This window comes from Streptomyces sp. NPDC029956 (assembly GCF_055574655.1).
The window spans coordinates 72,984-83,608 of sequence record NZ_JBVHZJ010000015.1; the positions used below are offsets into that span (position 1 = coordinate 72,984).

Below are 10,625 nucleotides of genomic sequence, written 5' to 3' on the forward strand. Positions count from 1 at the left end.
GAATTAAGAGGTTAGCTCAGGAGAAGGGCTGGCCGCACCGGGAACGGATGGACCGGCACATGACCGCGATCGGCACGCTCACCACCCACCACGTCGGCCTCAACGTCACCGACCTGGACCGCTCGCTCACCTTCTACGGAGAGGTCCTCGGCTTCGAGACGCTCGGCGAGGGCAAGGAGGGGGACAGCCGCTTCGCCTTCCTCGGTCGCGACGGCCGCCTGGTCCTCACCCTCTGGCAGCAGGCCGACGAGACCTACGCGGCGGGCCGCGCGGGTCTCCACCACCTGGCCTTCGAGGCCGAGTCCCTCGACCACGTCCGCGCCGCCGAGGCGGCGCTGCTCGCCCGCGGCACGACCTTCGCGTACGAGGGCGTCGTGGCCCACCGCGAGGGCGCGGCCTCGGGCGGCATCTTCTTCCACGACCCGGACGGCACCCGCCTGGAGATCTCGGTCCCGAAGGGCGCGGAGGAGGCGGAAGCCCCCAACGAGACGGCCCCCACCTGCGGGTTCTTCTAGCAGAGACCAGGTGGTGGGCCATCGTCCCGCAGGGCGGAACGGGTGGGCACACCCGAAACGGCCTCCCGCGACAGGGCCCGGACCCGCACCCGAGCGACCCGCATTCCAAGGAGAGAACCCATGGACGGCGTCTACAACCAGGGATCGATCAGCGTCCAGACGCGCGTCGGCGTCCAGGACCTGGCCGCCCACATCGCCCCCTCCGTCCGCCCCGGCATCCGCCCCGTCGCCGCCGCCTTCCTGGAAGCCCAGCCGATGCTGATGATCGGCGCGGCGGACCGGGGCGGCCGCGTCTGGGCGAGCCTCCTCACCGGCGCGCCCGGCTTCACCCGCGCCACCGGACCGCACAGCGTCTCCGTCGCCGGCGGCATCCCCGCGTACGACCCGCTCGGCGACGCGATCACCCCCGACGGCACGCCCGTCGGCACCCTCGCCCTCGACCCCCGCACCCGCCGTCGCATGCGCCTCAACGGCATCGCCCGCCCCAGCGTGCGCGGCTTCACGATCGAGGCCGAGCAGGTGTTCTCCAACTGCCCGAAATACCTCCAGAAGAGAGAGTGGTACGGCTCCGACCCCACCGGTCCCGGAACCGGCACCGTCCGGCACGGCGAGGAGCTCACCCCCGCCCAGATGCGCCAGGTCCTGGCGGCGGACACCTTCTTCGTGGCCAGCGTCGCGTCCGACGGGGTCGACACCAGTCATCGCGGGGGCAACCCCGGGTTCGTCCGGGTCGACGCGCCCCGGGAGATCAGCTGGCGCGACTACCCGGGCAACGCGATGTTCCTGACCCTGGGGAACCTGGAGTCGGACGGCCGCGCGGGGCTCCTCTTCCTCGACTGGGAGACCGGGGCGACCCTGCAGCTCAGCGGCCTCGCCCACACCGAGTACGGCCCCGAGGGCCGCGTCACCCGCTTCCGTGTCGAGCGCACGGCCGAGACCCCGGCCGGCAGTCCGCTGCGCTGGTCGCCGCCGGAGTACTCCCCGGCCAACCCGACCGCGGCCTGACGACGACCCACCGCCACTCCCGTACGCCCACGTCCACGCTCCGACCCCACCCCGAGGACCGCTCAGTGACCACCACCCCGGCCCCCGAGGCCACCCTGCCCTCCGCGACCGAGACCGCCACCGCCTCCGGAACCGCCCCCTCCACGGTTCCGGAGGCGGCCGCGACGCCCCGACGCCCCGGCCCGCCCCCGCGCCCCAAGCCCCGGGTCCTCCTCCTCTCCACCGCCGGAAGCGTCGCCGCACTCCTCCTCCTGGTCGCCGTCGGCACCGTGCTCGACCGGCTCCTGCTCGTCCCGCCGCTCGCCGCGAGCATGGCCCTGGTCGCCGGCGCGCCCGACCTGCCGCTGTCCCAGCCGCGCTCGGTCGTCGGCGGCCAGCTGCTCTCCGCGCTCACGGGCTTCGCCGCCCTGGTCGTGGCCGGGCCGGGCCTCTGGGGCGCCGCCGTGGCAGGCGGTCTCGCCCTGGGCGTGATGATGCTGGCCCGTACCCCGCACTCGCCCGCCGCCGCCACCGCCGTGATCGTCGCCGCCACGGCGCCTCCCTTCTGGTCGTTTCTCGGCCTTCTCGCGCTCGCCTGCCTCCTCCTCGTCGCCGTCGGCCTCGGAGCCGCCCGCGTCACCGGCCGGACGTACCCCGTGTACTGGTTCTAACCTCGTTTCATGAAGAAGGAGTTGAGGGTGGCGGCCTACGCCGTGTGCGTACGGGACGGACAGCTGCTGCTGGCCCGCTGGGTGGCGAAGGACGGCACCAAGCGGTGGACGCTGCCGGGCGGTGGCATGGACCACGGCGAGGAGCCCGTGGACACCGTGGTCCGTGAGGTGGAGGAGGAGACGGGCTATCTCACCGAACCCACCGCCCTCCTCGGCATCGACTCCATCCGCCGCGGCGGGCTGCGCCGCCTCGGGGGCCCGGGAGACTTCCAGGGCCTCCGGATCGTCTACGAGGCCCGGATCACCGGCGGTGCCCTGCGCAACGAGACCGACGGTTCCACCGACCTGGCCGCCTGGCACCCCCTCGACACCGTCCCCGGCCTGCCCCGCGTCGGCCTCGTCGACATCGGCCTCGACCTGTGGCGCGAGCGGCCTCCGGCCGGCCGCTCCCGGCTCGCCGATCCGTCGATGACCTGAGGCCCGCCGGACCGTACGGCTGAGGCCCGGACGTACGACTGAAGATCGGCCGGAAACCGCTCAACCGGTGCGACCCCGCTCAACCCTCCCGCAGCGTCCCGCGGTCCTCCCCGCCGACCGCAGCACACGCACCGCGGCAGAGTCTCAGGGGAGCCCGCATGTCAGCCGTACGCACGACCCGTACCGTCCTCGCCGCCGTCCTGGTCGCCGGACTGACCGCCACGGCCCTCGCCACCCCGGCGCTGGCGGCATCCGCCCCGGCCGCCTCGGCGGGCGACCACGCCGCCACGCGGGCGGCGCTCCGGGCCGCGGTCGACGCCGGGGTGCCCGGGGCCGTCGCCCAGGCGAGGGACGGCCGGGGCGACTGGACCGGCACCGCAGGCGAGCGCCGGGGCAAGGACCGCTTCCGCGTCGGTTCCATCACCAAGACCTTCGCCGCCACCGTCCTCCTCCAGCTCCAGGCGGAGGGCCGGCTCGACCTCGACGACCCGGTCGAGAAGTGGCTGCCCGGCGTCGTCCGGGGCAACGGCCACGACGGCCGGAAGATCACCGTCCGTCAGCTGCTCAACCACACCAGCGGCGTCTACAGCGTCACCTCCGACCCCGGTTTCCAGGAGAAGGTCTTCGGCCCCGCCTTCCTGGAGCACCGCTACGACCGCTGGACCCCGCGCCAGCTCGTCGACATCGCCATGACCCACGCACCGGACTTCGCCCCCGGCACCGACTGGAACTACTCCAACACCAACTACGTCCTCGCCGGGATGGTCATCGAGAAGGTCACCGGACGCCCCTACGGAAAGGCGGTCGAGAACCGCATCATCAAGCCGCTCAAGCTCCGCGCCACGAGCGTCCCCGGCACCGACGTGAGGATGCCGAAGCCGAGCTCCCCCGCCTGGTCCAAGCTCTCCCTCGACGCGGACGCGCCGGTCCACGACGTCAGCGAGCTGAGCCCCACCATCGCCTACGCGGCCGGCGAGATGATCTCCGACGCCAACGACCTGCAGACCTTCTACCGCGCCCTGCTCAAGGGCCGGCTGCTCCCGAAGGCCGAGATGAAGGAGATGACCACCACCGTCCAGGTCTCGCCCGAACTCCCCGGCACGGGATACGGACTCGGGCTCATGAAGCAGAAGCTGAGCTGCGGCAAGGAGATCTGGGGTCACGGCGGCGGCATCCACGGTTCCTCCTCCGAGGCCCAGGCGACCCGCGACGGCAGGCACTCCCTCGCCATGAACTTCAACGCCGACTGGGCGGGCGACAGCACGGCCGTGCTCGAGGCCGAGTTCTGCGGCGTCACGCCGAAGGGCTGACCCCTCACCGCGGCAGGACGACGACATACGCGGCGGGCTGCCGGCCGGGCGCGGCCATCAGGGCCGTACGCACCACGGTGGCCTGCTGGTCCATCGCCTCGCGCAGCTTGCGCGGGGTGAGGTGGACGACCGTGATGCCGAGCCGCTCCAGATGCTCCCGCTTGCGGGTGTACTCGGACCAGAGCGCGTCCTCGTCCTGCCGCGGCGCCCGGGTGTCCAGCTCGACGGCGACGGCCTGGTCGGGCCAGTAGGCGTCCACCCCGCCCAGGTGCGGGCCGCCCGGCAGCCGCAGGTCCACGTTCCACAGCGGGTCCGGCAGGGCGAACTCCCGCACCATCTCGTACAGCCGCTCCTCGGAGAGCGAGCGGCCCTCGGCGAGCAGCGCGTCCACCGCGTCCACCACGTGCGGCCGGGTGAGGAGCCGGGCACGGCTCAACTCGCGTACCACCGAGCCGGGTTCGCAGTGCCCGCCGCGTACCGCCTCGGTGAGCAGCCGGCGTACCGTCTCCGCGTCCGAGAGCCCGGACACCGCGTCGGCGACGGCGCGGGCGACCGGGGCGACGGGCACGCCCGTCAGCTCCACCGGCTCCGGGGACTCGGGGGCGCGCACCACCCGCACCCAGCCGGTGGAGCGCAGCCGTCGGGTGCGGGGGACCAGGACGTCGATCCGTTCCAGGGAGGTGAGCGGGGGAGCGGAGGAGAAGCGGTGCAGGGTCAGCGCGGCGAGTCCGGTGATCATCGCGTCGGGCCCCTGCGGGGGTACGGCCCCGGTCCTGCGGGCGTAGAGCAGCGCGGCGTGGAGCCGGTCCTCGCTGGTGGGCGGCCCGGGCTGGAGCAGGAAGACGCCGGGGAGGAGCTGCTGCCAGGCCCCCGGCCGGCACTGCGCGGCGACCTCGCCGGCGGGAATGCCCTGGGCCCTCAACTGGTCTGCGGACACGAGACGTTCTGCCCGACCGGTGTGGGGGGAGAGGGAGAGGGGGCGGGGGGTGATGGGGGTGTTGTGGTTCATGCCGGGGGTCTTCCGCTCCGGAAGGCCGCCCTAACCCCTGTTACACGCTCGTCGACAATCCGGGACAACCCCGTCCTAAAGTACGCGCGTTCGAGTGCCGATGAAGGGCCCGCCCCCGGCCCGGAGTCGTTGCGAGGTCCGGTCCCGCCCGCCCCCGCCCGCCCCGGCCCACCCTCGCCCGCCCCCGCCCGCCCCGGCCCAGCTCCCGGCGGGGGCGCCGGAAAGCCCGGTGGGGGCCGCGGACCGAAGTCCGCGACCCCCACCGTCGATCACCGGGGACGTCAGCCGGCGAGGCGGTCGCAGTCCTGCGCCCGCAGCGCCCGCGCCAGGTCGTCCCGCGACTCGAGGACCAGTCGGCGAAGGGCCGGAGCGGCCGCCTCGTGCGCCGACAGCCACGCGTCCGTCGCGGCCAGGGTCGCCTCGTCGTCCTGGAGCCCCGGGAACAGACCCCGGACGACGTCCATGCCGATCTGGATCGACCGCTCGGCCCACAGCCGCTCGATGACCGCGAAGTACTTCTCCGCGTAGGGGGCGATCAGTTCGCGCTGCGAGGGCTGGACGAAGCCCGCGATCGTCGCCTCGACGAGCGCGTTCGACAGAGTGTCCGACTCGACGACCTGCGCCCAGGCCTGCGCCTTGACGGCGGCCGAGGGCCGCGAGGCCAGCAGACGGACCTGGTGGCGCTTGCCCGTCGCCGTGTCGTCCCGGGTCAGCTCCTCGCCGATCCGCGTCTCGTCCGCGTCGCCGTGCACGGCGAGCGGCGAGAGCAGCGACCAGCGCAGCTCCTGGTCGACGTCGAGCCCGTCGATCTTCGCCGTGCCGTCGAGCAGGCCTGCGAGGAGCTGGAAGTCGGCGTCGGACGAGGCCGTCGCGGCGAAGAACCGCGCCCAGGTCAGCTGGTGCTCGCTGCCCGGCTCGGCCACCCGCAGCTCGCGCAGGGCGCCCTCGGCGAGCAGCCGCCCGCCCTCCTCGCGCCAGGCGGGCGCCGCGTAGTGGGTGACCGCGGACTTGCCCCAGGCGTGCACCATCTGGAGGACGCCGATGTCGGTCTCGCGACCCGCGAAGGCGAGGACGACGGAGACGAAGTCCCGGGCGGGCATCAGGGCGTCGCGGGTCAGGTTCCACAGCGCCGACCAGCACAGGGCTCGGGCCAGGGGGTCGGTGATGTCGCCGAGGTGCGCGCGCAGGGTGGCGAGCGAGCCCTCGTCGAAGCGGACCTTGCAGTACGTGAGGTCGTCGTCGTTGACGAGGACCAGGTCGGGCTTCTCCTCGCCGGCCAGGTCGGCGACGACGGTCCGGGCGCCGGTGATGTCGGCCTCGGCGCGCGCGTACCGGACGAGCTCCCCGCCGGAGAGCCGGTAGAGGCCGACGGCGGCGCGGTGGGGGCGCAGCTCGGCGCCCTCCTGGAGGACCGCGAGCTCGGTGATCCGGCCCTCGGCGTCATGGGTGACGGCCGGCGTCAGGGTGTTCACGCCGGAGGTCTGGAGCCAGGACTTCGCCCAGGCCTTCATGTCACGGCCCGAGGTCTCCTCCAGGATCGTGAGGAGGTCGGCGAGCCGCGTGTTCCCGTAGGCGTGGCGCTTGAAGTAGCGGCGGGCGCCCTCCAGGAAGGCGTCCCGGCCCGCGTACGCGACGAGCTGCTTGAGCACCGACGCGCCCTTGGCGTACGTGATGCCGTCGAAGTTGAGCTTGGCGTCCTCCAGGTCACGGATGTCGGCCGTGATCGGGTGCGTGGACGGCAGCTGGTCGGCGCGGTACGCCCAGGCCTTGCGGTTGTTGGCGAAGGTCACCCAGCTGTTGGTGAAGCGCGTCGCCTCGGCGAGCGAGAAGGAGCCCATGAAGTCGGCGAAGGACTCCTTCAGCCACAGGTCGTCCCACCACACCATGGTGACGAGGTCGCCGAACCACATGTGCGCCATCTCGTGCAGGATGACGTTCGCGCGGCGCTCGTACGCCGCCTGCGTCACCTTGCCCCGGTAGATGTACTCCTCGCGGAAGGTCACCATGCCCGGGTTCTCCATCGCGCCGAGGTTGTACTCGGGGACGAAGGCCTGGTCGTACTTCCCGAAGGGGTACGGGTAGTCGAAGTTGTCGTGGAAGAAGTCGAAGCCCTGCTTGGTGATCAGGAAGACGTCGTCCGCGTCGAAGTGCTTGGCGAGGCCCTTGCGGCACATCGCGCCGAGCGGGATCTCCAGCTCGGTCCCGTCGGCCAGCGTCCGCGTGTAGCTGTCCGTGACGTAGTGGTACGGGCCCGCCACGACACAGGTGATGTACGTGGAGATCGGCGCCGTCTCGGCGAACCGCCACACGCCCTCGGCGTCCCGCTCGCCCGCGCCGTTCGACCAGACCGTCCAGCCCTCGGGCGCGGTCACCGCGAAGCGGTACGGGGCCTTGAGGTCGGGCTGCTCGAAGTTGGCGTACACCCGGCGGGCGTCGGCCGGCTCGTACTGCGTGTAGAGGTAGACCTCGCCGTCCTCCGGGTCGACGAAGCGGTGCATGCCCTCGCCGGTCCGGCTGTAGGCGCACTGCGCGTCCACCACGAGGGTGTTCTCCTCGGCGAGCCCGTCGAGGGCGATCCGGGAGCCGTCGAAGACGACCGCCGGGTCGAGGGAGCGCCCGTTGAGGGTGACCGAGGTAACGGACGGGGCGATCAGATCCACGAACGTGCTCGTGCCCGCGCCGCTGCGACGGAAGCGGATCGTCGTCTCCGAGCGGAAGGTGCGCACGGCCTCGGCCGAGTCGCCGACCGCCGACCGCAGGTCGAGGACGACCTCGTACCCGTCGACGGACAGCAGCGCCGCCCGCTCGTGGGCCTCGTCGCGGGACAGATTCTCACCGGGCACGGTCACTCCTTCGTGGCACGTTCGAAACAGCACCGATCTTCCCATGTGCAGCTGTCACCCGGGACACGGGAATGCCGTCGCGCGTCCGGGGGTTCCCTCCTTTCGGCACACCACCGTCTTCTTTCCGCCTTTCTTTCCGCCACGGCCGTACCGAGGAGTGACATGTCCGAGAGCAGGACCACCGCCGACTTCTACTTCGACCCGCTGTGCCCCTGGGCCTGGATGACCTCCCGCTGGATGCTGGAGGTGGAGCAGGTCCGCCCGGTCGACGTGCGGTGGAAGGTCATGAGCCTGGCCGTGCTCAACGAGAACCGGCTCGACGAGGTCCCCGCCGAGTACCGGGAGATGCTGGAGACCAAGGCCTGGGGCCCCGTCCGGGTCGTCATCGCCGCCCAGCAACTGCACGGCGACGAGGTCGTCGGCAAGCTCTACACCGCGCTCGGCACCCGCTTCCACAACAACGGCGAGGGCCCGACCCGCGAGGCGATCGTCGGCGCCCTGACCGACGTCGGGCTGCCCGGGGACCTCGTCGAGTACGCAGACAAGGACACCTACGACGCCGAGCTGCGCGCCTCCCACACGGAGGGCATAGCGAAGGTCGGGCAGGACGTCGGCACCCCGGTCATCGCGGTGCCGGGCGCGGACGGCGACGAGGTCGCCTTCTTCGGCCCCGTCGTCACCCCGACCCCGCGCGGCGAGGCGGCGGCCCGGCTGTGGGACGGCACCCTGCTCGTGGCGTCGACGCCGGGCTTCTACGAGATCAAGCGCACGCGGACCGCGGACCCCAGCTTCAAGTAGTCCATGAGGCCTCTTCCGAGGCATGGAAGAACCCCCGTGATTCACGTCATCACGGGGGTTCTTCTTTCATCCGCCTGCGAGTGAAGGTTGAGAAGACGATCACGAGCAGGGCGACGGGGGAGCCCTCTCGGGCCCTGATCAGAAGGAGATCAGCGGTACGGAGGCCTTGGCGGCGTGGTACCGCTTGCTGACGTCCTGCCAGTTGACGACCTGCCACATGGCCTCGATGAAGTCCACCTTCTGGTTCTTGTACTGCAGGTAGAAGGCGTGCTCCCAGGCGTCGAAGACCAGGACCGGGACCGAGCCCTGGCCGACGTTGCCCTGGTGGTCGTAGACCTGCTCGACGATCAGCCGGCCGCTGATCGGCTCGTACGCGAGGACGCCCCAGCCGGATCCCTGGGTGGTCGCGGAGGCCTTGGTCAGCTGGGCCTTGAACTTGGCGAAGGAGCCGAAGGACTCGGTGATCGCGTCCGCGAGGTCACCGACGCCGTCGGCTGCCAGCGGCTCGCCGCCGCCCCCGCCCTTCGGGCTGTCCATGTTGTTCCAGTAGATGGAGTGGAGGATGTGGCCGGAGAGGTGGAAGGCCAGGTTCTTCTCCAGGCCGTTGATCGCGCCCCACTGGTCCTTGTCGCGCGCCTCCTCCAGCTGCTCCAGGGTGTCGTTCGCGCCCTTGACGTACGCGGCGTGGTGCTTGTCGTGGTGCAGCTCGATGATCTGCGGATTGATCACCGGCTCCAGCGCCGCGTAGTCGTACGGCAGCTCCGGAAGTGTGTAGATCGCCATGTGCCCGGCCCCTTCAATGGCTCCTGCTTATTGCAACCTATATGCAAGTGCAGGCTAACAGTAGGTGCGGCAGAAGTTGATCAGCCCTTGGTCCTAGGCCGCGAGCCCGATCGCGGAGTGCTTCCGCGCGCTCCGCCGAACGGGCCAATCGATGCTGGGACCGTGCCCATCAAGATCCATAACGTGCTCGCATGAGACTCCCCCTGAGACTTCTCGCGGCGACCGCGCTCCTCGCCGTGCTCGGCGCCACCCCCGCCGTCGCCGCCCCCGAGGACTGGCAGCGGGTCGGCACGGACACCCGCAGCGGCATCAGCGGCGTCGCCCAGGAGGGCGCGGGCGCGCTGGTCGTCCACGACAACAAGCGGACCGGACAGCAGCGCCTCTCCCGCCTCACCTACGCGGAGGGTCCCGTCACCGTCACCCCGCTCACCTGGACCGGGGCCGAGCCCATCGACCTGGAGGCCATCGAGGCCGTCCCCGGCGCACCCGGCGACTACCTGGCCCTCGCCTCCCGCGGCATCGTCTACCGCATCAAGGTCGACGGCGGCACCGCCACCGTCCTCGACCACTCCCCGCTCCCGGGGATCGGCGAGGGCGACGACTTCGAGAGCTTCGCCCTCGTGTCCAGGGACGGGAGGTTCGCCGCGCTCTGGGCGGACCGCGGCGCCGGTACGGACCGGCCCGCCACCCTGTACGCGGCGCCGCTCTCGTTCGCGTCCTGGGGTCAGGTGCTGTTCGGCGCCGTCAGCCGACGGGACTACCGGTCGACGTATCCGACCGACGCCGGGACGCGCCACATCTCCGACATCACGGTGACCGACTCCGGCCGGATCCTGGTCGGTTCGGCGTCGGACGCCGGGGACGACGGCCCGTTCGACTCGGCCGTGAGCGACGCGGGCCGGGTGACCCTCTCGGCCGCCGGCCGGGTACGGATCTCGCTCGACGCGGCACCGAAGGTCCTCGGCACCTTCCCCGGCTACAAGATCGAGGCCGTGGAGTGCCTGCCGGGTACGGGCGACGCCCTGCTCGGCACGGACGACGAGAACGCCGGCGGGTACGTACGGACGGCCCCGTACTGCGGGGTCCGACCCGCACGGTTCTGACCCCGTCCTCTCCTCCCCGGACACAGCACCGGGGGGGGGGGGGGGGGGGGGGGGGGGGGGGGGGGGGGGGGGGGGGGGGGGGGGGGGGGGGGGGGGGGGGGGGGGGGGGGGGAGGGGGGGGTGGGGGGGGGT

At 72.2% G+C, this 10,625-nt stretch carries 10 protein-coding genes; 7 read left to right on the plus strand and 3 right to left on the minus strand.

What is annotated here, in order from left to right; all coding sequences use genetic code 11:
* The first annotated feature begins 59 nt into the window (after nt 1-59).
* From ACZ4XX_RS14790 to ACZ4XX_RS14810, 5 genes are all read left to right on the plus strand, one after another.
* Nucleotides 60-515 (plus strand): VOC family protein, encoded by a 456-nt coding sequence (locus ACZ4XX_RS14790; protein ID WP_468508323.1) that lies wholly within the window; start codon nt 60-62, stop codon nt 513-515.
* A gap of 120 nt (nt 516-635) precedes the next feature.
* The gene (locus ACZ4XX_RS14795) at nt 636-1,520 is read left to right on the plus strand and encodes a pyridoxamine 5'-phosphate oxidase family protein (protein ID WP_468508324.1); all 885 of its coding nucleotides are present in this window, start codon (nt 636-638) and stop codon (nt 1,518-1,520) included.
* Nucleotides 1,521-1,585: 65 nt separating this feature from the next.
* Nucleotides 1,586-2,170, plus strand: coding sequence for an HPP family protein (locus tag ACZ4XX_RS14800; RefSeq protein ID WP_468508325.1), 585 nt, complete (start codon nt 1,586-1,588; stop codon nt 2,168-2,170).
* Nucleotides 2,171-2,179: 9 nt separating this feature from the next.
* Complete coding sequence (locus ACZ4XX_RS14805) at nt 2,180-2,647, plus strand: NUDIX hydrolase (protein ID WP_468508326.1); 468 nt, start codon at nt 2,180-2,182, stop codon at nt 2,645-2,647.
* Between the two features lie 158 nt (nt 2,648-2,805).
* A complete protein-coding gene (locus ACZ4XX_RS14810; protein WP_468508327.1) occupies nt 2,806-3,957 on the plus strand; it encodes a serine hydrolase domain-containing protein in 1,152 nt (383 codons plus the stop codon).
* Nucleotides 3,958-3,961: 4 nt separating this feature from the next.
* On the opposite strand, the gene ACZ4XX_RS14815 is transcribed toward ACZ4XX_RS14810, so the two are convergent.
* Both ACZ4XX_RS14815 and pepN read right to left on the minus strand, forming a co-directional pair.
* Nucleotides 3,962-4,966 (minus strand): hypothetical protein, encoded by a 1,005-nt coding sequence (locus ACZ4XX_RS14815; RefSeq protein WP_468508328.1) that lies wholly within the window; start codon nt 4,964-4,966, stop codon nt 3,962-3,964.
* A gap of 281 nt (nt 4,967-5,247) precedes the next feature.
* A complete protein-coding gene (pepN, locus tag ACZ4XX_RS14820; RefSeq protein WP_468508329.1) occupies nt 5,248-7,809 on the minus strand; it encodes an aminopeptidase N in 2,562 nt (853 codons plus the stop codon).
* Between the two features lie 162 nt (nt 7,810-7,971).
* Here pepN and ACZ4XX_RS14825 point away from each other — a divergent pair, with 162 nt between their 5' ends.
* The gene (locus ACZ4XX_RS14825; protein ID WP_468508330.1) at nt 7,972-8,607 is read left to right on the plus strand and encodes a mycothiol-dependent nitroreductase Rv2466c family protein; all 636 of its coding nucleotides are present in this window, start codon (nt 7,972-7,974) and stop codon (nt 8,605-8,607) included.
* Between the two features lie 138 nt (nt 8,608-8,745).
* Here the strand turns inward: ACZ4XX_RS14825 and ACZ4XX_RS14830 are convergent, their stop codons facing one another.
* On the minus strand, nt 8,746-9,390 hold the full coding sequence (locus tag ACZ4XX_RS14830) for a superoxide dismutase (protein ID WP_468508331.1): 645 nt from the start codon (nt 9,388-9,390) through the stop codon (nt 8,746-8,748).
* Between the two features lie 191 nt (nt 9,391-9,581).
* On the opposite strand from ACZ4XX_RS14830, the gene ACZ4XX_RS14835 reads away from it, so the two are divergent.
* The gene (locus tag ACZ4XX_RS14835; RefSeq protein WP_468508332.1) at nt 9,582-10,493 is read left to right on the plus strand and encodes a hypothetical protein; all 912 of its coding nucleotides are present in this window, start codon (nt 9,582-9,584) and stop codon (nt 10,491-10,493) included.
* The last annotated feature ends 132 nt before the right edge of the window (nt 10,494-10,625 follow it).

Coding starts and splice junctions, on each gene's coding strand:
- ACZ4XX_RS14790 (WP_468508323.1), top strand. CDS start 60: ATGACCGCGATCGGCACGCTCACCACCCACCACGTCGGCCTCAACGTC.
- ACZ4XX_RS14795 (WP_468508324.1), top strand. CDS start 636: ATGGACGGCGTCTACAACCAGGGATCGATCAGCGTCCAGACGCGCGTC.
- ACZ4XX_RS14805 (WP_468508326.1), top strand. CDS start 2,180: ATGAAGAAGGAGTTGAGGGTGGCGGCCTACGCCGTGTGCGTACGGGAC.
- ACZ4XX_RS14810 (WP_468508327.1), top strand. CDS start 2,806: ATGTCAGCCGTACGCACGACCCGTACCGTCCTCGCCGCCGTCCTGGTC.
- ACZ4XX_RS14815 (WP_468508328.1), bottom strand. CDS start 4,966: ATGAACCACAACACCCCCATCACCCCCCGCCCCCTCTCCCTCTCCCCC.
- ACZ4XX_RS14825 (WP_468508330.1), top strand. CDS start 7,972: ATGTCCGAGAGCAGGACCACCGCCGACTTCTACTTCGACCCGCTGTGC.
- ACZ4XX_RS14830 (WP_468508331.1), bottom strand. CDS start 9,390: ATGGCGATCTACACACTTCCGGAGCTGCCGTACGACTACGCGGCGCTG.
- ACZ4XX_RS14835 (WP_468508332.1), top strand. CDS start 9,582: ATGAGACTCCCCCTGAGACTTCTCGCGGCGACCGCGCTCCTCGCCGTG.